This is a genomic window from Acinetobacter sp. T63, from assembly GCF_053852345.1.
In genome coordinates, this window is sequence record NZ_CM132659.1 from 1,958,181 (window position 1) to 1,983,462 (window position 25,282).

The following is a 25,282-nucleotide window of genomic DNA, read 5'->3' on the forward strand; positions in this document are numbered from 1 at the left end:
TTAGCCGGAATTTTTAATTGTTTTGGAGATCAAAGAACACTACAGCGAGAAACCGGAACAGTTTAGCCAGATATTCAACAATTTCAGATTGGAACTCTGGGCAATTTCCAAGTACAATACTGCGCTAGTCGAGGGATGCTGCGACGTTTTACAGGTACGAAATGTAAAAGCGCTAGGCTCGACCATCGGTCAAACATCCGCTTTGATCAACAACGGCATCCGCGAACTGAATGATCAATTGTTTTTATTAAGGAGATCGTGATGAACGCGGTTAATGCTTCATTTACTGATTACAAAGTAGCAGACATCACTTTAGCAGACTTCGGTCGTAAAGAAATCAAACTTGCAGAAGCTGAAATGCCAGCCCTGATGGGTCTGCGTAAACGCTACTCTGCGGCTAAACCACTTGCTGGCGCTAAAATCCTGGGTTGTATCCACATGACAATCCAAACAGCAGTTCTGATCGAAACTTTGGTTGAACTTGGCGCTGAAGTACGCTGGACCTCTTGTAACATCTTCTCGACTCAAGACCACGCTGCTGCTGCCATTGCTGCGTCTGGTGTTCCTGTGTTCGCTTGGAAAGGTGAAACTGAAGAAGAATACGTGTGGTGCTTAGAGCAACAAATTAACGTGAATGGCACGCCTTGGGATGCCAACATGATTCTGGACGATGGCGGTGACTTAACTGCACTTGTTCACGAAAAATACCCAGAAGTTTTGGCGAAAATCCACGGTATTACTGAAGAAACCACCACAGGTGTACAACGTCTGCTTGAAATGTGGAAAGACGGTTCTCTGAAAGTACCTGCAATCAATGTAAACGATTCAGTAACCAAGTCTAAAAACGACAACAAATACGGTTGCCGTCACTCACTCAACGATGCCATCAAACGTGCAACCGATATGCTTTTATCTGGTCGTCGTGCGCTGGTCATTGGTTACGGTGACGTAGGTAAAGGTTCTGCGCAATCACTTCGTCAAGAAGGCATGATCGTACGTGTTTCTGAAATCGATCCTATCTGTGCAATGCAAGCCTGCATGGACGGTTATGAAGTGGTTTCTCCATACAAAAATGGTGTTCAAACCGGCAAGAAAGAAGACGTTAACGCTGACCTTCTTTTAAACACTGACCTGATCGTAACAACAACGGGTAACTACCACGTTTGTGACGCTGCCATGCTGGATACATTAAAAGCAGGTGCTGTTGTATGTAACATCGGTCACTTTGACACTGAAATCGACACTAACTACCTACGTGGTTACAAGTGGGTTGAAGTGAAACCTCAAGTTCACCAGGTGTATCGTTCAGAAAATGAAAATGATTACCTGATCCTGCTGTCTGAAGGTCGTTTAGTGAACCTGGGTAACGCAACAGGTCACCCATCACGCGTGATGGACGGTTCATTTGCCAACCAGGTTTTAGGTCAAATGCACTTGTTCGCTGAGAAATTTGCTGATCTTCCTGAAGATCAAAAACAAGCCGCGATTCGCGTTGAACTGCTTCCGAAGAAATTGGACGAAGAAGTTGCAGCTGCAATGGTTGCAGGTTTTGGCGGCGTTCTGACGCAATTGACGCAAGAACAAGCGGACTACTTAGGTGTAGCGGTTGAAGGTCCGTTTAAATCGGATGCTTATAAATATTAATTAGCCCTCACCCCATCCCTCTCCCATAGGGAGAGGGTGAACTCTCAAATCATTTACATTACGAGTTTTACTTGTGAAATTTAAGTAATTTGAGCCAAGACTCTGCGTTATTCAGTAATGAATACTCCTCTCCCTTTGGGAGAGGTCAGGGAGAGGGTGAATAAAAAGTATTTATAAAAAGGATTTCAACATGTCAAAACAGATTCCGATTTCATTCGAGTTCTTCCCAACCAAAACTGATGCCGGTGCAGAAAAACTCAAGACCGTACACCAAGAGCTTCAGCTTTTAAATCCAGAATTTTTCTCGGTGACCTATGGCGCTGGTGGTTCAACTCGTGAACGTACCTTATCGACCATTAACGACTTCAATGGCAAAGGCACACCGGTTGCGCCTCACCTGTCTTGTATTGGTGATGACAAAGCGCGTATTGCCGAATTGCTGGACCTGTACAAATCACAAGGTATTGACCGTATTGTGGCACTGCGTGGTGACTTGCCATCCGGTCAGGTTGGCTTGGGTGAATTGCCATATGCACAGGATCTAGTCCGCTTTATTCGTGAACATTCCGGTGATCATTTCCATATTGAAGTGGCTGCCTATCCGGAAATGCACCCACAAGCGGAAAGCTTTGATAAAGATATTCAGCATTTTGTTGAAAAAGTAAATGCCGGCGCCAATGCAGCCTTAACGCAATTCTTTTTCAATCCGGATGCCTACTTCTACTTTGTTGAGCGTATTCAGCAAGCCGGTGTCAATATTCCGGTGGCGCCGGGTATTATGCCAATTACCAATGCCAGCAACCTGATTCGCTTTGCCGATAGTACTGGTGCTGAAATTCCACGCTGGATTCGCAAGCAACTGGCGACATATGGTGATGACACGGCATCGATTAAAGCCTTCGGTCATGAAGTGGTGCTGAAATTCTGTGAACGCCTGATTGCAGGTGGTGCGCCAAGTCTGCACTTCTACACCATGAACAATACCGAGCCTACCCGTCAGCTTGTGACTGATCTTGGTTTAGCCTAATTTTCTTTTTGCGAGTTGTACTTTATGCCACGTTTTTATATTGAAGCTGAATTAACGGTTGAGACGCAGCTCGCGCTGACCGAAACCGTGTTTCACCATTGGTGTAAAGTACTGCGCGCACAAGTGGGCGACACAGCCACCCTGTTCAATGGACAAGGTGGCGAATATGAAGTGACCCTTACCGACGTCCAGAAAAAAACAGCAACGGTGATGGTCAACAGCTTTAATCCGGGCAACCGTACACCTAAATTCAAGGCCCTGCTCGGTCAGGTCATGAGTAAGGGCGACCGGATGGATTATGCCATTCAAAAAGCGGTGGAACTCGGCGTTTCCGAGATTCAGCTCCTCACCTCTGAACGCTGCGAAATGCGTCTGAAATACGACCGTGACCAGAAAAAACTGGATCACTGGCAAGGTATCGCCATTGCTGCTTGTGAGCAATGTGGTCTGAATATTGTGCCTAAAATTCTCCCGCCGATGTCGCTGGAAAAATGGCTCGATACCGATCTGCCAGCCACCAAACTGGTATTAGCACCCAACAAAGATGAAGTGAATGTCTTACACAATGCCACGCCAGAACTTGCCCTGTTAATTGGGCCTGAAGGCGGCCTGAGCGAGGCTGAAATCAGTAGCGCAAATACGAAAGGTTTTGTGAACTGGTGTATAGGCGAGCGCGTGTTAAGAACTGAAACTGCGCCTGTGGTCGCACTTTCTATTTTAAATTTTAACTTCAGCGTGTAATTCGTCTTATTTTTAGCTGAATGCTGAGTCAGATGATTGCTTTTTTAAAGTTTACTGACTAATCTCAAAATATTATTTTACAATTTCACCTAATATCAGGTTATTCATAAAATAAAATAGATTTTTACATACTCTGTAATTTATAGGGTTTTGGGGATATATGTCAGACCATCAGGATGAGCTCATGGAGCAGCATTTGTATGCTGCCCAAATCACCAATACAATCCGGCTGATGCGCTTCTTTTTGCTGAGCATCCTCATTCTCTGTTTTTATATTTATTTTATTTTTCACTACTCTTTTAATTTTTCAACTTTCGCGTTTAATGCCTGGTTCCTGCTGAGTGAACTGGGGCTGGCCGGCTGCCTGTTCTTTAATGAAATGCGCTTTAAGCCCGGTCAATACAGTATTCAAATGGCACATCGCTGGATCAAGCTGGTATGCCTGCTGGTTGGTATTAGCCTTGGTATTGGCATTGCCCTGCTGTACTATTTCCTGCCGAAGTACAGTCTGGAGATGAGCACCTATCAGGCCATTATTCTGGCGGCTTTGCTGGTGATTATTAGCCAGACCTTTGCCCTCACCTTTTTAACCCAGCGCCTGAGCTATTTTTCGCTGGTATTTATTCCGGCCATTGTGCCGTATTTAATTTCCCCGCTGTTCTTTAACAGCAACACCGAACCGCTGTTTTATCTGGCCACCAACTTTGCCTTAATCTGTCTGCTGATTTGTGCCAATACCTCCATGCACATGCATCGCCGGCTATCTAGCGTCTATTTCAAGAATAATCAGCTGAAAAAACAGGCCGAACAGCAAGTGGCCTGGACCGACCAGCTTTGCCAGCAACTGCAAACGGAAATGAACCGTTCCAAGGATATTGAGCAGCAGCTGCAGTTTAATAACCAGATGCTGGAACAGAAAGTGAAAGAACGGACCTTTGATCTGGAGCAAATCCATAAAGCCCTACAAGATCAACAGGCCAATCTGGTGCTGGCGCATGAAGTGGCCGGGTTAAAACCATGGGATTGGGACATCAAGCATCGCCTGATTACCCTGACCAATGAACACCAGCAGCTGAAAATGTCCGGCTCCAAAGCCCATCATCACAAACTGCAGCAACTGATTCACCCGGATGATCTGGCGCATTTTCGTAACACCATGAAGCAGCATCTGCGTGGCCAGACCGACCGCTATGAAGTGACCTACCGGGTACAGCAAAGCAATGGCAAATGGGTCTGGGTACATGATGTTGGCCGTGTGATTGAGCGTGACCCCGAAACCCGGCGTCCATTACGCATGGTCGGTATCCGCCGTGACATCCATCAGGAAAAAACTGATCAGGAACGCCTGAAACTGACCGCCAGCGTACTACAGCAGGCAGCAGAAGGGATTTTTATTCTGAATGAGGACCTGCGTTATATTGAGGTCAATCCGTGCTTTGAACAGCTGACCGGCTTTAGTCGCGAGCAGATTATTGGCAAACATCTGTTTGATATTGCCAGCAATTACAAATCACGGCAGCGCAGTATGCACAAGGCCATTGTCAAGCAACTGCTCAAAGAAGGTGAATATGATGGCGAAATGGATGAAAAATACCTGTCGGGCAAAGAGCTGACCATCCGCCTGCACATGAATACCGTCAGCAATGAGCAGAACCGCTCTACCCATTATGTCGGGATTGTCTCGGATTTAACCGAGCGCCGCCGGCAGGAACAGCGCCTGTCCTATCTGGAAAATTATGACACGCTGACCGATCTGCCTAACCGGTTTTATTATAACTATCAGCTGCATCAGTATCTGGTGTCCCATCAGGATTCGATTAAACAACTGGCGGTGATTCGTCTGAACATCGACCGGTTCCGGGTGCTGAATGAATATTTAAGCCATAATGGCGGCGATGAACTGCTAAGACAGGTGGCACAGCGTTTACGCCTCATTAATGCCGAAGCGCTGTTGGTGGCGCATTTAAATGGCGATGACTTTGCCATTATTTATGAGCTGTCACATATTCGCCCATCGGTGCAGCAGCATTGCGAACGTATTACCAAAGCCTTCTCGGCGCCGTTTAATATCCAGGGTCAGGACCATATTATTACCCTGTCGATGGGCGTGTCTTTATATCCTGAACATGGCCGGCAGCTGGATTATTTAAACAACTGTGCCGAACAGGCGCTGTCGGAAGCCAAGCGTCTGGGTGGCAATACCACCAAATACTATTCGCTGGAAACCACCAAGCTGTTAGAGCAGGACGTGCACATTGAGCGCGATTTACGTCAGGCCATTAAAAATGATGAGCTGATCGTCTATTACCAGCCAAAAATCAATTTCCATGATCAGCAGGTCTCCGGTTTTGAAGCCTTGGTACGCTGGAACCATCCGGAAAAAGGCCTGATTCCACCCGGCTTATTTATTCCAATTGCCGAGCAAACCAGCCTGATTTCAGAGATTGGCCATATCGTAATTCAGCAAACCGCCAAGCAGATTCGGGACTGGCAGGCACTGGGCTTTGATAACATCCGGGTTTCGGTCAATATTGTGGCGCAGCAGCTACAACGCGGACATTTGCTGGAAGATATTGATGAGGCGCTCAATACCTATCATATTTCCGGTGAAAGCCTGGAACTGGAAATTACTGAATCGTCGTTGCTGGAAAATACCGACGAGGTCAAATATATTCTGGAAGAAATCAAGAAGCGCCATATTCATATTTCGCTGGATGATTTTGGTACCGGTTATTCTTCCCTCTCTTACTTAACCGATTTTCCTATAGATGTTTTAAAGATCGACCGCAGCTTTGTGTCCAAGATTGGCCACAGCAAGCAGGAAGCCATTGTCAGTGCCATGATTGCCATGGGCAAAGCCATGGGCATGACCATTGTCGCTGAAGGTATTGAAACTGAACATCAACTTCAGTACCTCAGAAAGCTCGATTGCGACATCGCCCAGGGCTTTTTATTCTCCAAACCGCTGCCACAACAGGATGCGACCCGCTTCCTGAGTGAAAAAATGCAGACACCACTTATTGTTAGTGAATCTTAATCTATAGCTTAAACTTCTAAGTTTGTTCTAAAAATGCGCAGCTTTGACTGTGCTTAGTGCGTAAGTAATGGTATATTCGAGCAGATTTAGCACAAACCGCCAGCATCGCTGGACACAGTAACATACGAGATTCAGATGGACGATCAATCATTAAAACAGCAGGCTTTGTATTATCACGAATTTCCTACTCCAGGTAAAATCAGCGTTACCCCAAGTAAGCAGCTGGTCAACCAACGTGACTTAGCGCTTGCATACTCACCTGGTGTCGCGGCACCATGTTTAGAGATTGAACGAGATCCTTCTACTGCAGCACTGTATACAGCACGTGGCAACCTGGTTGCCGTGGTGAGTAACGGTACCGCTGTACTAGGTTTAGGGAACATCGGTCCTTTAGCGTCTAAACCGGTTATGGAAGGTAAAGGCGTTCTGTTCAAGAAATTCGCCGGCGTCGATGTATTTGACATCGAAATCGCTGAAAATGATCCAGACAAAATCGTTGATATCGTTGCTGCACTCGAACCAACCTTTGGCGGGATTAACCTTGAAGACATCAAGGCACCAGAATGCTTCTACATTGAGCAAAAACTGCGTGAACGCATGAACATTCCGGTGTTCCATGATGACCAGCATGGTACGTCAATTATCGTCGGTTCTGCGCTGCTGAATGCGCTACAACTGAACGGCAAAAACATTGCCGAAATCAAGATTGTGGCTTCAGGTGCCGGTGCTGCTGCCCTGTCGTGCCTGGACCTGCTTTGTGCCCTGGGTGCGAAAAAAGAAAATATTATTGTGGCGGACTCACGCGGTCTATTGACCACCAAACGTGAAGGTCTGGACGAGTCGAAAAAACGCTACGTACAGGATATTGAAGCAACCCAACTGGCCGATGTAATTGCCGGTGCCGATATGTTCCTCGGTCTCTCTGCTGCCGGTATTCTGACCAAAGAAATGGTCAAGCAGATGGCGGCTAATCCAATCATCTTCGCTCTGGCTAACCCGGATCCGGAAATTCTGCCTGAACATGCCCACGAAGTACGTGATGATGTGATTATGGCAACTGGACGTTCTGACTATCCGAACCAGGTGAATAACGCGCTGTGCTTCCCGTACATCTTCCGTGGTGCGCTAGATGTCGGTGCAACCACCATTAACGAAGAAATGAAAATTGCCTGCGTACACGCGATTGCACGTATGGCGCACATAGAAGCAGATGCGGCATCCTATGGTGAGAAATCTGCTTCATTTGGTCGTGACTATTTAATTCCACGTCCGCTTGATCAGCGTCTGATTCTTGAAATTGCTCCAGCGGTTGCCAAAGCAGCGATGGATTCAGGCGTGGCAACACGTCCAATTCAGGACTTCTCGGCTTATCATCAACGTCTGTCAGAGTTTGTATATAACTCTGCGTTTATGATGAAACCAATTTTTGCGCAGGCGAAAACCGATCCGAAACGCATTGCCTATGCAGAAGGCGAAGACTTACGCGTTTTACGTGCAGTACAAATTGCAGTGGACGAAGGTCTGGCACAACCGATTCTGGTGGGTCGTACCGCGGTTATTGAAGCGAATATCAAGAAACTGGGCTTACGTCTGGAACATGGTGTGAATATCACTATTGTTGATCAGGAGAAAAACCCGGATTACGAAAAATTCGCTGATGATTACTACAGCATCATGCAGCGTAAAGGTGTAACGCCTGAATATGCGCAGCGTGAAGCACGTCGCCGTTCGACTCTAATTGCCGCAATGCTGGTGAAACACGGTCTGGCTGACGGTATGTTATGTGGTACTTATTCAAGCTACGACATTCACTTAGACTTCGTCAGCAATATTATTGGTCTGAAAGAAGGTCACAATACTTTCTTCACTCTGAATGCGCTGATGCTGGAAGATCGTAACCTGTTTATTGCCGACACTTACATCAACCGTAATCCGACAGCTGAACAGCTGGCTGAAATGACCATTCTGGCCGCTGAAGAAGTACGCCGTTTTGGTGTAACACCACGTATTGCCCTGCTGTCGCATTCAAGCTTTGGTTCAGACCAGAACGATGCCAGCGCGCAAAAAATGCGTAAAGTGTTTGATATTCTGTCTGAGATTGCACCAGAACTTGAAGTGGAAGGTGAAATGCATGGTGATGCGGCACTGGACGAAAATATTCGCCATTTCGCATTCCCGAACTCACGCTTCAAAGGTTCAGCTAACCTGCTGATTATGCCGAACCTGGATGCAGCCAATATTTCGTTTAACCTGTTGAAATCGACTTCAGGCAGCAACGTGACCATTGGTCCAATCTTGCTGGGCGCAGCGAAACCGGTACATATTTTAACGCCAACAGCGACCACCCGTCGTGTGGTGAATATGACTGCGTTAACCGTGGCAGAAATTCAGCAAGCGGAACAAGACGCGCTATAAAAACTGAATGCCGAGTGAAAAGCTCGGCATTCTGACTTGAGAAAACCTCTATTCTGTTGCATGATGACCTCAAGAATAGAGGTTTTTTCATGCAAGTTTATTTAGTAGGCGGTGCGGTGCGAGATCATTTGCTGGGGCACCCCTATCACGAAAAAGATTATGTGGTTGTCGGGGCAACACCCGAACAGCTTCTGGCCCAAGGCTATCAGCCCGTGGGCAAAGACTTCCCTGTGTTTTTACATCCTGAATCAAAAGAAGAATATGCACTGGCCCGTACCGAACGTAAAGCCGGTCAGGGCTATCATGGTTTCGAGTTTTATACTGCACCCAATGTCACGCTGGAAGAAGATTTAATCCGTCGTGACCTGACCATTAATGCCATGGCCATGGATGAAAACGGCCAGGTCTATGATCCTTATGGTGGACAGCAGGATCTGGCGCAAAAAGTGCTGCGTCATGTTTCCGACGCCTTTGTTGAAGACCCATTACGTGTACTCAGAATTGCCCGTTTTGCTGCGCGTTATAAAGCGCTGGGCTTTCGTGTGGCCGATGACACCCTGACCCTGATGCGCACGCTGGCAGCATCTGGCGAGCTGGATACCTTAACCCCGGAACGGGTCTGGAAAGAAACTGCACGCGCCTTGCAGGAAGATCATGCCGATGAATACTTTGAAGTGCTGCGTCGCTGCGGTGCCTTAAAAGCCTTGTTCCCGGAAATTGATGCCCTGTTTGGGATTCCACAGCGCCCGGAATATCATCCGGAAATTGACTGCGGCGTGCATACCTTAATGTCCCTGCAACAGGCCTGCCGCCAGAATTACAGTCTGGATGTGCGTTTTGCCGTGCTGGTGCACGACTTGGGCAAGGCCCTGACCCCAGCCGATGAATTACCGCGTCATATCATGCATGAAGAACGTGGTATTCAGCCGGTTACTGACCTGTGTGACCGCCTGAAAGTGCCGACCTATACCAAACAGCTGGCGCTGGCGGTGTGCAAGGAACATTTAAAATGCCATCAGGCCCTGACCTTAAAACCGGGCACCTTATGGCGTCTGCTACAGCGTCTGGATGTATTGCGTCGCCCGGAACGGGTAGAAGCCTTTGTTCAGGCCTGTGAATGTGATTCGCGTGGCCGTTTAGGTATGGAAGATCGGGACTATCCGCAGGCCGATTATGTGCTAAAAGCCATGCAGGTGGTGCGCGGCATTAAAGCGCAGGATTTACCGCCTGAGATTAAAGGCCCCGATATTGGTGAAATGCTGATTCAGCGCCGCATTAAAGCGATTGAAGTGCTGAAAGCAGAATATACCGCCGCAAGCTAAAATTGAGTCATAAAATTTAAAATACCCGTGTCGTGCACGGGTATTTTTGTTGATCAGGGATGAATCATCCCCCTGTGCTGATCTGGATGAAGCCGCCTTAAGACCGTTCGGCCGGAAAAGTAATTACCTGTTCCAAACGCATCTGCTGGGTGGCAATCATCAATAAACGGTCAATACCCAGCGCAATACCTGAACATGGCGGCATCTGAGGCAAGGCACTGAGCAGATATTCATCAAGTGGCATCACATGCAAGCCCAGTTTTTCCCGCTCCTGATTGTCGGCTTTAAAACGGCCACGGAGCACCTCGGCATCAGCCAGTTCATCATAGGCATTGGCCAGTTCCAGCCCTTCAATGTACAGCTCAAAACGGGCGGCAACCAGTTCGCCCTCTTCATCGACACGAGTTTTGGCCAGTGAGGCCAGTTCCGGCGGGAAATCAGTCAGGAATACCGGCGTGTCAAAGCCCAGACTAGGCTCAACCATATGCGAGAACAACAGGTCGATATAGCCCAGACGATCATCACCTAAATCGAGGCTTAGCCCGACACGCTGACAGCAGGCTTTCAATTCAGATAATGTCGCTTGCAGCGGATTCAGATCCAGCCGGTCCATAAAAGCATGTTTATAACTCAGTACCGTTGGACGTACTTCACCAAAACGCTGTGCCAAGGTCAGATTGAGTAAATCGGTGACTTCAAACATCAGCTCTTTCAGGCTAAAACCCGGGCGATACCATTCCAGCATGGTAAATTCGCTATTGTGTTTGCGGCCATGCTCATCATCACGAAACACCTTGCAGATCTGGTAAATCGGGCCACTGCCACTGGCCAGCAGGCGTTTCATGGCAAATTCAGGCGAAGTTTGCAGATAATGCGTCTGCTGCTGGCCCAATACATGACGCTTGGCCTGTACCGAGCTTAAATGTACATCGGTGACACCGGCCTGCGACAAAATAGGCGTTTCCACTTCCAGCACTTCGCGCTCAGCAAAAAACTGGCGAATCTGGGCGTACATCTTGGCGCGGGCGCGCATGGCCTCAAGGCTACAGGTCGGCTGATAGTTCAGGCTCATGCGGCCGGCCCTCCATGCGCAGCCCATTCACGGCGCAGCGGATAAGTCTTGCGTAAATGGTCAAAGGCCTGCTGATCGACCTTGCCGTCTTTTAAGCAGGCACGTAATTTGGCATCATCGGCGGCAATATCATACATCTGTGGCAGATGCTGTTGCATTGCGGCTTTTAACGGCTGACCACTAAAATAATCGTTGCACGGCGGCAACTGGCTTTCAAAACGTTTGTGCGCCACTTGTCCAAAGACTTCACAAAAAGCGGCATAAATCATTTGTGTGCCGCGGGCTTTGCCTTCCAGACTGTAACCGGCAATATGCGGCGTTACCAACGTGACCAGATTTAATAATTCGGCAGAAATTTCCGGTTCATGCTCAAATACATCCAGCACCACCGCACGCCCGGTCTGCTGGATATCGGCCATTAATGCCTGCTCTGCCACCACCGGACCACGCGCTGAATTAATTAAAATTGCCTCCGGCTTCATCTGGGCCAGGGTTTCGGCATTGAACAGATGATAGGTCGGATACGGACCGGTTTTGGTCAGCGGCACATGAATCGAAATGGCATCGGCCTGAGCCAATACGTCTGCCAATGCCAGTTGCTGCACACTTTCACGTTGCACCAAAGGATCATAAGCCACCACTTTCCAGCCCAGCAGTTCCGCCATTACCGCCAGACGCGAACCGACATTGCCCAGTCCGATAATGCCCAGACAGAACTGCTGGCCTGCTTCCAGTAAGGCTGGACGCACATGCAGTAAGGCGGTAATCACATATTCGGCAACCGCCTGTGCATTACAGCCGGCGGCATTGGACCAGCGAATCTGCTGCTGTTCCAGCGCGGCAATATCCAGATGATCGGTACCAATGGTGGCACTGCCCACAAAACGCAGCTTGCTGTGCTGGATCAGTTCGGCATTGACCTTGGTTACCGAGCGCACCAGTAAGGCTTCGGTATCGTGCAGGTCCTGCGCAGTTAAGGTCCGGCCCGGACGATGGGAGATTTCACCAAACTCGGCAAAAAAATAATCGGTAAAGGCCAGATTTTCATCGGCAATAATTTTCATAAGGCAATCCAATGCTTTGATCTGTCCATGATAACGCCTGAAGGCCCTGCGGATGAAGCGCTATTGCAGTAAATACACTGAATATTAACCGCAGCAAAGCCGGCCCATCAGGCTTCACCCAAATACAACTTGCCGAAGCCGAATAAAACAATATATGTTTTTATAATATGTTATAGTCAAGGCCAGTCTTAATCTTCTCCCCCGTTTATTTTTAACCAATGAAGGGCCTGCATATGACACCTCGCTTTAGCAATCCATGGGATGAACGCTACCACAGCACCGATCATTTATATGGCGAAGCGGCCAACGTTTTTATTCAGCAGATGGCCCAGCAGTTAGCGATTTCTGGCGCTACGCTGGGCATTGCTGAAGGTGAAGGCCGTAACCTGATTTATCTGGCCGAGCGCGCCCGTGAACAGCAACTGCCGTTTGCCGGACTACTCTGGGATTATTCGACTGTTGCGCTTGAAAAAGCCCAAAAACATGCCCAGGCCAAACAGCTGACCTTGGACACCGCCGTGGTGGATTTAAGTCAGGTAGAATGGCCGGAAAACCAGTTTCAGCATGCGATTTGCGTGTTTGGTCATGTCAATCAGCCGACCCAGCAGAAATTACTGCACGGCGTGCGTCATAGCCTGAAATCCGGTGGCTGGTTCATTGGCGAGGTCTATTCCAAAGCACAACTGGCCTATGCCACCGGTGGCCCGGGCAATCCTGACATGCTGTATGATCCACGTGATTTTCTAGAGATCTTCCAGCAAGATCATCTGCTGCATTTCTTTGTCGGTGAAGTGGAACGTCATGAAGGACAGCTGCATCAGGGGAAGTCGCATGTGATTCAGTTTGCCATTCAAATCCGTAAATAAAGCATAAAAAAGGAGGATGAATCTGCATTGATTCATCCTCCTGCAATTCGATTCCTGCTGCTTACTGGCTTATCCGCCTTTTTCAATCTGGTCCAGAATGGCACATTCCGCGCTGTGATTGCCCTGACAATGCTGCGCAGATTGCTGCAACAAATTGACCATGTCCTGTAAACGCTGGATTTTCTGGTTCAGCTCATCAATATGTTTTAAGGTCAGCGCTTTCACTTCTGCACTCTGGCGGCCGCTATTTTTCCACAATGAAATCAGTTCTTTCATTTGCTCGGTAGAAAAGCCCAGCTCGCGGGCATGACGAATAAAATTCAGGGTTTTTAAATCCTGCTCGGAATAGACCCGATAACCAGCAGCACTGCGCTGGGCAGCCGTGAGCAGGCCGATACTTTCATAATAACGGATCATTTTGGCAGAGATGCCCGACTGCTTTGCGGCTTGACCAATATTCACATGCTTCTCGCTCAATACGGCGGTTTAAGACCTGCCTCCGATCTTAAACCGAAAATGTCCTGACGCCAACGGCTATTGCAGCGGCGCGGCAAAGCGCTTCAGGCGTAAAGCATTGCCCAGCACAAACACGGATGACAGTGCCATTGCGCCTGCAGCAAACATCGGCGACAGTAAAATGCCCCACAGCGGATACAGCACGCCGGCGGCAATCGGAATTAAGGCCACGTTATAAACAAAGGCCCAAAACAGGTTCTGGCGGATATTGCGGATAGTGGCCTGACTTAAAGCAATCGCATTGGGAATGCCTTTTAAACTGCCGGACATCAGCACCACATCGGCGGCTTCAATGGCTACATCGGTACCGGTGCCAATGGCCAGCCCGACATCGGCCTGTGCCAGCGCCGGGGCATCATTAATCCCATCGCCGACAAAGGCCAGACGGCCATATTGCTGCTGCAATTCACGTACGCTATCGACTTTGCCTTCCGGCAGAACTTCGGCAACCACAGTATCAATTTTTAGCTGCCGGGCAATCGCTTCGGCGGTATGCCGGTTATCGCCGGTGATCATTGCCACTTTTACGCCCAACTGATGCAAGGCTTCAATCGCGGCAAAGGTGCTGTCTTTGATTGGATCGGCCACGGCAATGATGGCCGCCAGTTGATCCTCTACCGCCACATACAGTGGTGTTTTTCCCTCCTGCCCCAAACGTACCGCAACCTGATCAAAGGCTGTGGTACTTAAACCCAGCTGATGCATATAACGGTCGGCCCCGATATACAGCCATTGACCATTGACCTGCCCTTTCACGCCGGACCCGACAATCGAATCAAAATCGCTCACAGCTGGTAAAGATAAGCCTTGTTGCTGCGCGGCTTCGACAATAGCAAAGGCAATCGGATGCTCCGACTTGGCTTCTACCGCCGCCACCCAGCTTAATAATTGCGTCTGCTCAAAACCGGCCTGTACATGAAAATCGGTCAGTTGCGGCTTGCCTTCGGTTAAGGTGCCGGTTTTATCCACCGCCACCACCTGCGCTTCCTGTAACAGCTGCAAGGCTTCGCCTTTACGGAACAGAATGCCCATTTCTGCCCCACGTCCAGTGCCGACCATAATCGAGGTTGGAGTGGCCAGCCCCATAGCACATGGACAGGCAATAATCAGCACCGCTACAGCATTGACCAGACCAAAGGTCAGCGCCGGTTCAGGACCAAAAATCAGCCAGACCAGAAAGGTCAGCACAGCCATTAGCATTACGGCTGGCACAAACCACATGGTGACTTTATCGACCAGCGCCTGAATGGGCAGTTTGGAGCCTTGCGCCTGCTCGACCATGCGGATAATTTGCGCCAGCACCGAATCTGCCCCCACCGCAGTTGCGCGGATGCTCAGGCTGCCATTCTGGTTGATGGTGCCGCCCACCACGGCGCTGCCTGCCATTTTTTCTACTGGCAGCGGCTCTCCGCTAATCATCGATTCATCGACATAACTGCGGCCGTCCAGCACTTCCCCATCCACCGGAATCCGCTCTCCTGGGCGGATATCGACCTGCATACCCGAGCTGACTTCAGCCAGCGGCACTTCCACACTTTGGCCATTACGTACAATGCGGGCGGTTTTTGGCTGCATGCCGATCAGGTGCTGAATTGCCTGCGAGGTGCGGCCTTTGGCTTTGGCTTCAAAATAGCGTCCCAGCAAAATCAGGCTGACAATCACCGCGGCAGCTTCAAAATAGACATTGACCGTGCCTTCCGGTAACAGCTGTGGCATAAAAGTCGCCACCACCGAAAAGCTGTATGCGGCCAGGGTTCCGACTGCCACCAGCGAGTTCATATCCGGCGCGAAACGCAGCAAGGCCGGAATGCCTTTTTGATAAAAACGCCGGCCCGGAAATAGCAATACCAGCGTGGTCAACACGAACTGCAACAGCCAGCTCGGCATCTGCCCGATCTGATGCATGACCCACATATGAAAAGCCGGAATTAAATGCGAGCCCATTTCCAGCACAAATACCGGAATGGCCAGCACCAGGGAAATTAACAGATCACGTTTTAGTTGCTGCTGCTCGCTGGCTTTCTGATCCGCCTGTTCAGTGGTGGTCGTGGTCTGCAGCTGGGCATCATAACCAGCCTTACGGATGGCCTGAATCAGTTTATCGGCACTGACCGTAGTATCGGCTTCGACCCAGGCCTGCTCAGTGGCCAGATTGACATTGGCTTGCTGCACACCCGGCACTTTTTTCAGGGCTTTTTCTACCCGCGCCACGCAGGAGGCACAGGTCATACCGTCAATTGACAATTCGATGGGTGCCGCGACGACCACATCATAACCGGCACGCTCAATGGCTTTGACCAAAGCGGCCCGGTCAAGTGGTGCGGAAGATTCCACCACGGCCTGTTCGGTGGCCAGATTGACATTGGCCTGCTCGACCCCATCCACTTTTTTTAAGGCTTTTTCCACCCGGCCTACGCATGAAGCACAGGTCATGCCCTGAATAGACAATGTTTCACGAAAAACAGCAGATGAATTTGAGATGCTCATGCCCTACCTCGGCCAATACCCGGATTTCCCTACAGCATACAGATTGACATCATGGGAAGGTCAAGTCTCTGCGCATAAAAATTTGGCTTGACCTTCCCATCATGACAAGCTTTAAACTGAAAGCATCTTCACATGACTCATGGAGCATCTTAATGAAACTGCATATTGCCAATATGACTTGCGGCGGCTGCGCCCGCGGTGTGACAGCCACCATTCAGGATGTGGACCCGAATGCCAAAGTTGACATTGATCTGGACAGTAAAATCGTGACCGTTGACAGCAGTGCCAGCGTAGATCAGCTGGTGGCGGCGCTGAATGAAGATGGTTTCCCGCCAGAAGTGCAATAATTTCCAGGCACTCTCAAAACCGCTACTGTCCAATACACTGCTAGCGTCAAATAAAATCGCCTCCGTGATGCGGGCATCAGGGAGGCGGCAAAAGACGAATGACCTATAACGGACAACGGGACATGCAATAGGTCATTCTAAACCGGACAAAAAAACAAAACACGCTTAAACTTAAATATGCTTAAACAGCGCCGAACGGGCCGAACCGGATGCCCCATCGGCCGCACTCAGGAAGCGCTCGGTGTGGATGTCACGTTCAAACAGGCGGCTTTGCATTAAGGTTGAAATCGCGGCATCAATCATCACCGGTGGACCGCATAAATAGGCTTTGTGACCACTGCATTTGTGTTCAAAATAATCCGCCACTGCTTCATGTACATAGCCGTTAAAGCCAGTCCATTGATCTTCCGCCTGCGCGGCATTCAGCGCCGGAATATAACGGAAGTTCGGATAGTCCTTGACCAGCTGCTCAAACAGTTCGCGGTTATACAGTTCGCTTAAATCTCGCGCGCCCTGGAACAGGTAAATAATCCGGCTATCGCCCTGTTCCAGCAAGTCCAGAATCATGGATTGTGGGCTGGATAAACCCGAACCGCCAGCAATAAAGATTACATCCTGATCATCGGATTTACGTACAAAGAATTGTCCATACGGCCCGGACAATTGCAGTTCTTCACCCACACTCAGTTCCTCATGCACATAACTGGTGGCGGTGCCACCTTCGACCTTACGGATATGCAGTTCGATAATACCGGCTTCACTTGGCGCATTGGCAATCGAGAAAGCGCGCGTGCCCTCAACACCCGGAAACTGGATATTGATGTATTGCCCGGCCTGAAACTGCATTGGACGGTCAATCTGCAAACGCAGACCTTTAATAGTCGGTGACAGGTCTTTTATTTCCAGCACCGTGGCCTGATAATCTTCCACCAGATAGCCCATGAAATCTTCATCTTCATCGACATCAGCTTCAATAATCATGTCAGATTCCGGTTTGCAGCAGCAGGCCAGCACCTTGTTTTCTTCACGTTCGATATCCATTAAGGCAAACGGCGATGCCTCTCCAACATCATAAAAACCGTCCGTGACCTGGACTTTGCAGGTGCCGCAGGTGCCATGCCCGCAGGCAAAGGGTAACCACACGCCTTGACGTAAAGCGGCATCGAGAATGGTCTGGTCTTCTTCCACGTCAATGGTGGTGCCAATCGGTTCAATGGTAACTTGATAACTCATGCGCATTCTCCTTAAACGTGGGCATCCTGATAGCCTTTTAGTTCCGGGCTGACAAAACGCAGCAGGGATTTGTGGTCAAAGCCTAGCTCGGCCAGTGTTTTGGAAAAATCGGTCTGTAAAGGTTCATGGTTTAACACAAACTGCACCGTTGACCAGTCCAGCTGCTCAAAGTCGGGATGCTGATGAAAACCGGCCTGAATCTGCTGATCGATCAGATCCTGCAAGGTCTGCTGCGGTGACACCACAAAGGCATGAGCCGCACAATATAAGGTGTGATGATCCCAGCCAATATACAACAGCATGTTGTCGCCATAGTGATGCTGGGCATCGCGCGGTTCGAATTGATAATGGTCTTGAATTGCACGTACAGTCATGAGAAATCTCCTAATTCCTTGAGCGGGTCATTGGCAGCAATGACCCAATTCCATTTTTTATGCGGCGTCGCCTTTCCATTTTTTCCAGCGCTGCTGATCTGGCGAGCCTTCAATGTCCAGGTTGTCTGCACCGACATTGAAGTGATAATAATCACGCAGGATGCTCTCCAGATCTGGCCCGCCACAGTTGCCCTGTAAAATCTGGTTCACTGGCAGCCAGGCCTGAATATATTTTTCCGGTTCACGTTCAAAGATGTCGTGGCAGCCATCGGAACAGGTGTGATAACGCTCGCCCTGATAGATGCTGTCGCGATAGCTGAACATGGTCGGGTCGCCGCCCATTTCAGTAAAGGTCATTGGAATCTGGCAGACCTGACACAATTGAGGTAAACCGGCGCTATAGAAGCGTTTGCCTTCGGCTTCCATCTTGCGGGCCAGTTCCCAGCGTGGACGATAATATTTGTCAAAGGTGTCCGGATATTTGGCCGACAGCCAGTCCATTTCCTCATCGGTTGGAATCCAGGTGTGGAAACCGGCTGCATGGCCAAAGTTATAGAAAATCCACCAGGCCTGATGCGACACATGCTCTTTTTCTTTCTCAATCACTTCCGAATATTTCGGCATACGGATGCCATAACGGGCCAGATCTTTAAACAGCGCCCCGCCGGCTTCTTCAAAGTAGGTTTCCCAGGCTTCTTTCCAGGACATGACTTTATTTGGCAGCATGTAGTCCATCATCATGCCGACAATTGATAATAAGCGTGTGCCGCGCCAGAACCATTTATCAATCCATTCCTGCACAATTGGTACGTTATCTTCATGCTGTTCCAGCAGGAATTTGACAATTTCCAGGCCCAGGGTCATGTGACGTGCTTCATCGGACTGGGCACTAAAACCAAAAGTCACGGTGGCCATATCACCGTTATAGGCCGCGCCAGACATAAACGGCACAAACAGCAGGTTGGTCAGCACATATTCAAAGGCAAAGCTGATCGCCAACAGGAATTCAAATGGCCCGGCTGAACGCGCATCTTCAAAGAATGATTTAGGCACAGATAAATACCAGACCCGGTCATGCATATGCGCCCAGTCCTGAAAGCCATCAAAGAACTTGTTGTAATGGCTCATGGCATGAATCTGGGTCTGTACATGACGCAGCTCATCAATCGACTGCATTTGCGAAGCAATCCGCGCACCAATGCCACTGAACTGACGGCCTACATGGGCATAACCCTGATAAGCCTGATATTCCAGCGGTGTAACCGCAGTTAAAAACAGTTTAATGGCATTTAAATAACGTTCATTGGAGACATTCATCTGACCGTTGTTCTGCGCGAATGCATCAAAAATGGCGTAGAGTTTTTTCTCTTTTTCGGCCTGATATTTCCAGTAGGCATCCATGGTTAAACGGAACGGATCTTCCCATTTTGACCAGTCGGTAATTTTAATGCCTTCAAATTCTTCATACGGAAATGCGGCTTTACGGTCGGCATAGGAAAAATCCCAGTCCAGATCACGGGTCAGCATCCGGTAACGGTCTTTGGCATTCAGTTTTTTCTGTGCAGTTTTGGCTTGTGTATTCATCTTGATCATCCTGTTCAATTTTTCCAGTGCAGGCACTCAGGCCTTGGCATGTTGTCTGTTTAATTCCATTTCAGCTGGAAGCTGTCATCATCTTCCTCGACATTGCCGCCCAGAGTAATCATGTTGAGCTGTAATTCCTGGATGTCCCAATCCTGACCCAGTTTTTCCGACACGGTTTCAGCCCGTACAATCAGACCGGTTTCGCTTTCAATGCGGATCATGGCCGGTAAATACTGGATGCTGGCATCCGGGTTATCCTGTTCAATCGCTTCGACGATATAGCGTGAAGTGTCGTTATCTTGCAGGGCTAAATAAACTTTTGAGCTCATGAGGCATCTCCTTATGCGGCTGAGGCGTGTTGAATCTGTAAACCGGCTTTCTTGCAACGTTCCTGAATCAGGTTCATGGCGGATTCCACCGATGCACTACCCAGTGCGAGCGTGGCCCAGCTAGAAAAGGCCTGTTCCACTTGGGGCAGCAGTTCTTCAATCCAGCCCTGAATCAGCTGCTGGTTATGCTCCGATTCTGCGACTGCAGTTTTAAACACACTGTCAGACCATTTACGTAAATCGTTCAGGCAGTCCTGCATAAACTCGGTCAGCATGGCAATATCGCGTGCGCCCTGCTCGACCAGCCATTGATCCAGCTCGCCATACACCAGCTGCTGCAACATGCTGTCGATCATCAGGTTTTGTAATAAAAACAGTTTGAACCAGTCCTGCTCGGTCAGGCTGACTTCACATAAACGGCGCAGCGGCTGCCAGGCGGCATCTTCCATCCAGGCAGTTTTGGCGTGCTGCAAAGCCTCACCACGATTGCCATCGAGCAGCAAACCAATTCGTGACAGATACTGCGCCATGCCCAAACGGTCCATTGCGGCAAAAATACAGGCCTGGGTGATAACCGTGCCATAGCCATAGGCACTGCCCGACATCATGTGCAGATTAGCAGTCTGTTCGACATAACGAAATGGCAACAGGCACTGCATCAGTTTTTGCTGGACTGCCTCGGACAGGTTCGCCACCAGCTCACGCTTTTCAAAAAAGGCATAATTGCTTTCGGCAATATCCTGCAAACGTGCGCGATGCTGCACATAGGCACCATAATAAAACTGGCGCGGATCTTTAAAGGCATACCAGTCCTGCATCAGCAGTGCGGTATGGGTTGGATCATTTAAGGTTTTTTCCGGTTTCCATAGCGGACGATAATGGAAATTGGCCGCCGCCTGCACATCAAAGCTGACTTCCTGATAACGTGTGGCCGGCTTGTTGCCAAAACGGCGTTCAATATAGGCATAGGTCTGGCGGATGGGTTCAACGCTGGACGTTTTAATTTCTAAAGTCATCATTATCTCCTTATCGACTTAAGACTGATCTTCTTGATCTGACAGATACTGTGTCGGGCGCACCATGCTCGGTTCTACGCCATAACGCCATTTATCTTCCTGGGCATCATTCCAGGCCTGTTGTGCGGCGCTCATTTCCACCACCTGATGCATGGCACAAAATTCCTGGAAAGCCTGCTGGGGCAGAACCAGCTCGACAAATAGCGTCGGGTCCTGAATGGCAAAATCAAATTCGACAAATTTGGCCTGTGGATCACCGGTAATCCGGATGTATTTGGTCAATGCCGTTAGGCGTGCAGTGTGCGTCATCATGACCTTCCTTTTTCATTGCCACCAAAATCATTTCAGTGTGGCAAGCACGGAGCTTGCAGCTTTATTTACTTAAAGCATTTCAAAAGGCGTGCCAACTTTTATAAATTATTGATATTTATATTTTTATTTAAATTGGCTTAAAAATACAGAGATGAGATGGACGAGAAATTTCATGTTTTGCTGAAAGATATTTTGCTGAATTTCAGCATTTGATGAACTTAAACGCATACTGAAGTTTTAGACATTTGTATATTGCTAAAATTTCAACTTATTGATTTATGAGCACTATATTTAAAAGGTATAAGATTATGCGCTTTTAATCCTCACCTCGATGGTCGGAATTGGTTAAGATCAATCCATGCTTGTGACTTGCCAAAATGGATGATTGGCTATGCCCCATACCCAGGACCTTAAACACTACAAACAGCTGCTGGAACACAATCAGGATATTCAGGATCTACTCGACAAAATCCAGTTTGATACCGAACACGGTCAGATCTGGTTTGAAGAAAACCGTATGCTGCTGATTCATAGCGGCATCATGGGCTATTTGCGCAAAGACCTGTATCAGATGCTGGGCTATGAACGCACCAAACACTTTTTTATCCGCTGCGGTTATCAGGCCGGGATGCGCGATGCCGAAGTCACCTCACGGCTACGCCCAAATTTAAATGAAGTAGAAGCCTTTATGGCCGGCCCGCAGATGCACGGTATTCGCGGCATGGTCCAGGTTACAGTCAATGACCTGCGTTTAAGTCATGACCAGCATCAGTTTTATGCCGATTTTAACTGGCTTAACTCTTTTGAAGCCGAGGTGCATTTATCTGAATTTGGTGCAGCCGATGAACCGGCCTGCTGGATGCTGCTCGGTTATGCCTGCGGCTATAGCAGCTATGTGATGGGTCAAACCATTATTTATCAGGAAACCCATTGCGTGGCCAAAGGCGATGACTGCTGCCGGATTATCGGCAAACCGCTGGCCGACTGGGAAAATGCCAATGAACTGATCCGCTTTATGTCACCCGATCCGGTGTCGGACAAGATTATTGCCTTGCAGGCAGAGCTGAACCAGCTGAAACAGACCATCTACACCGATGCTGAAGCCGACTACACCATGTTTAATGCTATCGGTGAATCGGCGGCCTATCGCAAGGTCTGCGACCTCCTGAAAAAGGCCGCAGGCAGTAAAGTCGCAGTCCTGCTACAGGGCGAAACCGGGGTCGGTAAAGAAGCCTTTGCCCGCGGGATTCATCAGGCCAGCCAGCGCCGCCAGCAACCGTTTGTCGCAGTCAACTGTGCCTGTATTCCTCCCGACCTGATTGAAGCCGAACTGTTCGGGGTGGAAAAAGGTGCCTATACCGGCGCCAACCAGTCACGTGCAGGCAAGTTTGAACGCGCAGATGGCGGCACCATTTTTTTAGATGAAGTGATTGAGCTGTCACCTCGTGCGCAGGCCGCTCTGTTACGCATGTTACAGGAAGGCGAATTTGAACGGGTTGGTGATTATCAGACCCGCAAAGTAGATGTGCGTATTGTCGCCGCCACCAACGAAGATCTGGAACAGGCAGTCAAAGCCGGACGTTTCCGTGCCGATTTATTTTATCGGCTGAATATTTTTCCGGTACAGATTCCGCCACTGCGCGAGCGCCGTGAAGATATTCCGCTACTGGTCAATCATTTTCTGAAACGCTTTGAAAACCTGTATGGCAAAACCCTGCCTGGCCTGAGTGACAAAGCCAAAAATTATGTGATGAGTTATGAGTGGCCCGGTAATATCCGTGAACTGGAAAACCTGCTGGAACGCGCCACCTTACTGACCGATGACCAGCAGGAAATTAAACTAAGCTGCCTGTTTCCGCAGTTAAAGCAGCAGGCTAAAAATTCAACCTCCCCCAATTCAATTGAAACCCTGTTGACTGAGGATTTTTCTTTGGAACGGCATGAGCAGGAAATTATTCTAACCGCCATGCAGCGTAGCTGTTAGCGGCAGTGTAAAAATGACCCCCTAATGGCATTTAAAAACTGACCCCCTTGGTTAATATAGCGGTCATTTTGGACTGCTCAACATGTTAACTTTGGAGCAAGCAGTGACAATCCAAATACTTCATCAACAAGGTAAATCTATTAAAGCCATTAGTCGTGAACTGGGGGTATCCAGAAATACCGTACGTAAATATTTACGGCAAAACACCACACCTCAGTATCAGCGTATACAGCCTAGAATAAGTATCCTTGACCCATATAAACCTTATTTACTCCAACGTGTAAACGCAGCTCATCCTGAATGGATTCCTGCTGTTGTGCTCTACCAGGAAATTTTAGGGTTGGGATATCCAGGAAAGATCAGGATCTTGAGGGAATATCTTGCAACATTAAAACCAGTTGCTCAACCAGAACCGATCATTCGTTTTGAAACCCAACCTGGCCAACAAATGCAGGTGGATTTCACCACGATTCGACGCAACAACACGACTTTAAAAGCCTTTGTCGCAACATTAGGGTATTCCAGAGCGACTTTCGTGAAATTTTATGATCATGAACGTACGGATGCATGGATCGATGGTCTGGAAAATGCATTTCAGTTCTTTGCAGGAGTACCTCAGGAAATCCTGTTTGATAACGCTAAAACGATCATGATTGAACGGGATGCCTATCAGGAGGGGCAGCATAAATGGAATCCCAAACTGCTCGACTGCGCCAAGAAATACAGCTTTCGTCCTCGCGTATGTAAGCCCTACCGTGCACAGACCAAAGGCAAAGTTGAACGCTTTAATGGATACCTCAAATCAAGCTTTATTGTGCCATTGAAAGCAAGCCTGAAGACTTCGGGTTTACTGTTAGATGTTGATGTCGCCAATGCCCACATTGGCCGGTGGCTGCATGAAACCGCCAATCAGCGGATTCATGCCACCACGCAAGAAAAACCGGCTGTTCGACTACAACAAGAGCAGCAAAAATTTACGCCATTACCGCAATCAGATACGGGTTCTAGCACTGTACCTGTTGCAGCAGCACAGCATGTCATGCCCTACGAGAGTTTGCAGCATCCTTTATCTGTATATGACCAGTTGCTGGGAGTTTCCTGATGAATCTGCAATACGACCGTATAGAGCAGCTTTGCCAAAAGCTCAATCTGCCTGCCATCGCATCACAATGGTCACATCATGCACAACAAACATTAGGTCAGGATGGAAGTTATGCCGACTTTGTTGAAGCTATCTTGACGCATGAATATGCTGTCAGGCAACAGCGCAGTCAGCAGGTACTGATGAAACTCTCAGGCCTGCCTCAAGTCAAAACCCTGGAAGACTATGATTTTAATTATGCCCTAGGGGCCCCTAAATCACAGGTGATTGAACTGTTCAATCTGAGCTTTATTGCTAGAGCAGAAAATGTGGTGTTTCTGGGGGCTAGCGGAGTAGGAAAAACGCATTTATCTATGGCATTAGGCTATAAGGCCATCATGAACAACATTAAGATCAAGTTCATTACTGCAGCGGATTTAATGCTGCAACTGAGTACAGCCTATCAGCAAGGTAAATTGAAAACCTATATGCAGCGTGCGGTACTGGGACCAAAGTTACTGATTATCGATGAAATTGGTTATTTACCGTTTGGACGTGAAGAAGCGAATCTGTTCTTTAACGTGATTGCCAAGCGTTATGAAAAAGGCAGTACGATATTGACGAGTAACTTACCCTTTAGCAAATGGTCTAAGTCATTTGCGGATGATGTCACGTTGACCGCTGCGATGTTAGATCGGCTATTACATCACTGTCATGTGGTACAAATATCGGGTGAGAGTTATCGTTTGAAGGATAAAAAAAGAATTGGGATTCAGCCCCAGGTTGAAACTTAATACGAGATCAAAGGGGTCAATTTTACTTTGCCATTTG

The 25,282-nt window shown here is 48.6% G+C and carries 21 protein-coding genes; 11 read left to right on the top strand and 10 right to left on the bottom strand.

Annotated features, from left to right (window positions below; all coding sequences use genetic code 11):
• The first annotated feature begins 261 nt into the window (after nucleotides 1-261).
• From ahcY to ACVLR6_RS09540, 6 genes are all read left to right on the top strand, one after another.
• On the top strand, nucleotides 262-1,644 hold the full coding sequence (ahcY, locus tag ACVLR6_RS09515; RefSeq protein WP_005179150.1) for an adenosylhomocysteinase: 1,383 nt from the start codon (nucleotides 262-264) through the stop codon (nucleotides 1,642-1,644).
• 190 nt (nucleotides 1,645-1,834) lie between these two features.
• The gene (gene metF / locus ACVLR6_RS09520) at nucleotides 1,835-2,671 is read left to right on the top strand and encodes a methylenetetrahydrofolate reductase [NAD(P)H] (RefSeq protein ID WP_016659212.1); all 837 of its coding nucleotides are present in this window, start codon (nucleotides 1,835-1,837) and stop codon (nucleotides 2,669-2,671) included.
• Nucleotides 2,672-2,695: 24 nt separating this feature from the next.
• Nucleotides 2,696-3,412: a 16S rRNA (uracil(1498)-N(3))-methyltransferase gene (locus tag ACVLR6_RS09525; protein ID WP_005179155.1), complete on the top strand. Its 717-nt coding sequence runs from the start codon at nucleotides 2,696-2,698 to the stop codon at nucleotides 3,410-3,412.
• A 160-nt stretch (nucleotides 3,413-3,572) separates the two neighbouring features.
• Nucleotides 3,573-6,449: an EAL domain-containing protein gene (locus ACVLR6_RS09530; RefSeq protein WP_455995085.1), complete on the top strand. Its 2,877-nt coding sequence runs from the start codon at nucleotides 3,573-3,575 to the stop codon at nucleotides 6,447-6,449.
• A gap of 135 nt (nucleotides 6,450-6,584) precedes the next feature.
• Nucleotides 6,585-8,864: an NADP-dependent malic enzyme gene (locus tag ACVLR6_RS09535; RefSeq protein WP_104488292.1), complete on the top strand. Its 2,280-nt coding sequence runs from the start codon at nucleotides 6,585-6,587 to the stop codon at nucleotides 8,862-8,864.
• Nucleotides 8,865-8,953: 89 nt separating this feature from the next.
• On the top strand, nucleotides 8,954-10,186 hold the full coding sequence (locus ACVLR6_RS09540; protein ID WP_104488290.1) for a multifunctional CCA addition/repair protein: 1,233 nt from the start codon (nucleotides 8,954-8,956) through the stop codon (nucleotides 10,184-10,186).
• Nucleotides 10,187-10,283: 97 nt separating this feature from the next.
• On the opposite strand, the gene epmA is transcribed toward ACVLR6_RS09540, so the two are convergent.
• The gene (gene epmA, locus ACVLR6_RS09545; protein ID WP_455995086.1) at nucleotides 10,284-11,258 is read right to left on the bottom strand and encodes an EF-P lysine aminoacylase EpmA; all 975 of its coding nucleotides are present in this window, start codon (nucleotides 11,256-11,258) and stop codon (nucleotides 10,284-10,286) included.
• Nucleotides 11,255-12,322 carry a 4-phosphoerythronate dehydrogenase gene (locus ACVLR6_RS09550; RefSeq protein ID WP_180074314.1) on the bottom strand — a complete coding sequence of 356 codons (1,068 nt, stop codon included), beginning with the start codon at nucleotides 12,320-12,322 and terminating at the stop codon, nucleotides 11,255-11,257. Before ACVLR6_RS09550 ends, epmA begins: the two co-directional genes overlap by 4 nt.
• Before the next feature lie 233 nt (nucleotides 12,323-12,555).
• Here ACVLR6_RS09550 and ACVLR6_RS09555 point away from each other — a divergent pair, with 233 nt between their 5' ends.
• On the top strand, nucleotides 12,556-13,188 hold the full coding sequence (locus ACVLR6_RS09555; protein WP_455995087.1) for a class I SAM-dependent methyltransferase: 633 nt from the start codon (nucleotides 12,556-12,558) through the stop codon (nucleotides 13,186-13,188).
• A gap of 69 nt (nucleotides 13,189-13,257) precedes the next feature.
• Here ACVLR6_RS09555 and cueR read toward each other — a convergent pair whose 3' ends face one another.
• Both cueR and ACVLR6_RS09565 read right to left on the bottom strand, forming a co-directional pair.
• A complete protein-coding gene (gene cueR, locus ACVLR6_RS09560) occupies nucleotides 13,258-13,650 on the bottom strand; it encodes a Cu(I)-responsive transcriptional regulator (RefSeq protein ID WP_005179173.1) in 393 nt (130 codons plus the stop codon).
• 72 nt (nucleotides 13,651-13,722) lie between these two features.
• Nucleotides 13,723-16,191: a heavy metal translocating P-type ATPase gene (locus ACVLR6_RS09565; RefSeq protein WP_368775814.1), complete on the bottom strand. Its 2,469-nt coding sequence runs from the start codon at nucleotides 16,189-16,191 to the stop codon at nucleotides 13,723-13,725.
• A 152-nt stretch (nucleotides 16,192-16,343) separates the two neighbouring features.
• Between ACVLR6_RS09565 and ACVLR6_RS09570 the strand changes: the two genes are divergently transcribed.
• The gene (locus ACVLR6_RS09570) at nucleotides 16,344-16,538 is read left to right on the top strand and encodes a heavy-metal-associated domain-containing protein (RefSeq protein ID WP_005179178.1); all 195 of its coding nucleotides are present in this window, start codon (nucleotides 16,344-16,346) and stop codon (nucleotides 16,536-16,538) included.
• A gap of 171 nt (nucleotides 16,539-16,709) precedes the next feature.
• Here the strand turns inward: ACVLR6_RS09570 and ACVLR6_RS09575 are convergent, their stop codons facing one another.
• From ACVLR6_RS09575 to ACVLR6_RS09600, 6 genes are read right to left on the bottom strand one after another with little or no spacing between them, the layout of a single operon-like run.
• Entirely contained in the window at nucleotides 16,710-17,771 is a 1,062-nt protein-coding gene (locus tag ACVLR6_RS09575; RefSeq protein ID WP_168384576.1) for an NADH:ubiquinone reductase (Na(+)-transporting) subunit F, read from the bottom strand.
• Between the two features lie 11 nt (nucleotides 17,772-17,782).
• Nucleotides 17,783-18,145: a phenol hydroxylase subunit P4 gene (locus tag ACVLR6_RS09580; protein WP_104511304.1), complete on the bottom strand. Its 363-nt coding sequence runs from the start codon at nucleotides 18,143-18,145 to the stop codon at nucleotides 17,783-17,785.
• Between the two features lie 57 nt (nucleotides 18,146-18,202).
• A complete protein-coding gene (locus ACVLR6_RS09585; RefSeq protein ID WP_168397837.1) occupies nucleotides 18,203-19,729 on the bottom strand; it encodes an aromatic/alkene/methane monooxygenase hydroxylase/oxygenase subunit alpha in 1,527 nt (508 codons plus the stop codon).
• 59 nt (nucleotides 19,730-19,788) lie between these two features.
• On the bottom strand, nucleotides 19,789-20,058 hold the full coding sequence (locus ACVLR6_RS09590; protein WP_075168171.1) for an MmoB/DmpM family protein: 270 nt from the start codon (nucleotides 20,056-20,058) through the stop codon (nucleotides 19,789-19,791).
• A gap of 11 nt (nucleotides 20,059-20,069) precedes the next feature.
• On the bottom strand, nucleotides 20,070-21,074 hold the full coding sequence (locus ACVLR6_RS09595) for an aromatic/alkene monooxygenase hydroxylase subunit beta (protein WP_163170272.1): 1,005 nt from the start codon (nucleotides 21,072-21,074) through the stop codon (nucleotides 20,070-20,072).
• Nucleotides 21,075-21,092: 18 nt separating this feature from the next.
• On the bottom strand, nucleotides 21,093-21,383 hold the full coding sequence (locus ACVLR6_RS09600; RefSeq protein ID WP_455996172.1) for a phenol hydroxylase subunit: 291 nt from the start codon (nucleotides 21,381-21,383) through the stop codon (nucleotides 21,093-21,095).
• 394 nt (nucleotides 21,384-21,777) lie between these two features.
• Here ACVLR6_RS09600 and mobR point away from each other — a divergent pair, with 394 nt between their 5' ends.
• The 3 genes from mobR to istB all read left to right on the top strand — a co-directional run bounded on the left by mobR (nucleotide 21,778) and on the right by istB (nucleotide 25,245).
• Entirely contained in the window at nucleotides 21,778-23,370 is a 1,593-nt protein-coding gene (gene mobR, locus ACVLR6_RS09605) for a phenol degradation transcriptional regulator MobR (protein WP_455995088.1), read from the top strand.
• An 82-nt stretch (nucleotides 23,371-23,452) separates the two neighbouring features.
• Complete coding sequence (istA, locus tag ACVLR6_RS09610) at nucleotides 23,453-24,472, top strand: IS21-like element ISAba8 family transposase (RefSeq protein ID WP_159153814.1); 1,020 nt, start codon at nucleotides 23,453-23,455, stop codon at nucleotides 24,470-24,472.
• Nucleotides 24,472-25,245, top strand: a complete 774-nt coding sequence (gene istB, locus ACVLR6_RS09615) for an IS21-like element ISAba8 family helper ATPase IstB (RefSeq protein WP_411687961.1) — start codon at nucleotides 24,472-24,474, stop codon at nucleotides 25,243-25,245. The genes istA and istB overlap by 1 nt, the downstream gene beginning before the upstream one ends.
• Nucleotides 25,246-25,282 lie beyond the last annotated feature (37 nt).

Coding starts and splice junctions, on each gene's coding strand:
- ACVLR6_RS09570 (WP_005179178.1), top strand. CDS start 16,344: ATGAAACTGCATATTGCCAATATGACTTGCGGCGGCTGCGCCCGCGGT.
- epmA (WP_455995086.1), bottom strand. CDS start 11,258: ATGAGCCTGAACTATCAGCCGACCTGTAGCCTTGAGGCCATGCGCGCC.
- ACVLR6_RS09580 (WP_104511304.1), bottom strand. CDS start 18,145: ATGACTGTACGTGCAATTCAAGACCATTATCAATTCGAACCGCGCGAT.
- ACVLR6_RS09590 (WP_075168171.1), bottom strand. CDS start 20,058: ATGAGCTCAAAAGTTTATTTAGCCCTGCAAGATAACGACACTTCACGC.
- ACVLR6_RS09535 (WP_104488292.1), top strand. CDS start 6,585: ATGGACGATCAATCATTAAAACAGCAGGCTTTGTATTATCACGAATTT.
- ACVLR6_RS09575 (WP_168384576.1), bottom strand. CDS start 17,771: ATGAGTTATCAAGTTACCATTGAACCGATTGGCACCACCATTGACGTG.
- istA (WP_159153814.1), top strand. CDS start 23,453: ATGTTAACTTTGGAGCAAGCAGTGACAATCCAAATACTTCATCAACAA.
- ACVLR6_RS09595 (WP_163170272.1), bottom strand. CDS start 21,074: ATGACTTTAGAAATTAAAACGTCCAGCGTTGAACCCATCCGCCAGACC.
- ACVLR6_RS09525 (WP_005179155.1), top strand. CDS start 2,696: ATGCCACGTTTTTATATTGAAGCTGAATTAACGGTTGAGACGCAGCTC.
- ACVLR6_RS09600 (WP_455996172.1), bottom strand. CDS start 21,383: ATGACGCACACTGCACGCCTAACGGCATTGACCAAATACATCCGGATT.
- ACVLR6_RS09550 (WP_180074314.1), bottom strand. CDS start 12,322: ATGAAAATTATTGCCGATGAAAATCTGGCCTTTACCGATTATTTTTTT.
- ACVLR6_RS09565 (WP_368775814.1), bottom strand. CDS start 16,191: ATGAGCATCTCAAATTCATCTGCTGTTTTTCGTGAAACATTGTCTATT.
- metF (WP_016659212.1), top strand. CDS start 1,835: ATGTCAAAACAGATTCCGATTTCATTCGAGTTCTTCCCAACCAAAACT.
- istB (WP_411687961.1), top strand. CDS start 24,472: ATGAATCTGCAATACGACCGTATAGAGCAGCTTTGCCAAAAGCTCAAT.
- ahcY (WP_005179150.1), top strand. CDS start 262: ATGAACGCGGTTAATGCTTCATTTACTGATTACAAAGTAGCAGACATC.
- mobR (WP_455995088.1), top strand. CDS start 21,778: ATGCCCCATACCCAGGACCTTAAACACTACAAACAGCTGCTGGAACAC.
- ACVLR6_RS09540 (WP_104488290.1), top strand. CDS start 8,954: ATGCAAGTTTATTTAGTAGGCGGTGCGGTGCGAGATCATTTGCTGGGG.
- ACVLR6_RS09555 (WP_455995087.1), top strand. CDS start 12,556: ATGACACCTCGCTTTAGCAATCCATGGGATGAACGCTACCACAGCACC.
- ACVLR6_RS09530 (WP_455995085.1), top strand. CDS start 3,573: ATGTCAGACCATCAGGATGAGCTCATGGAGCAGCATTTGTATGCTGCC.
- ACVLR6_RS09585 (WP_168397837.1), bottom strand. CDS start 19,729: ATGAATACACAAGCCAAAACTGCACAGAAAAAACTGAATGCCAAAGAC.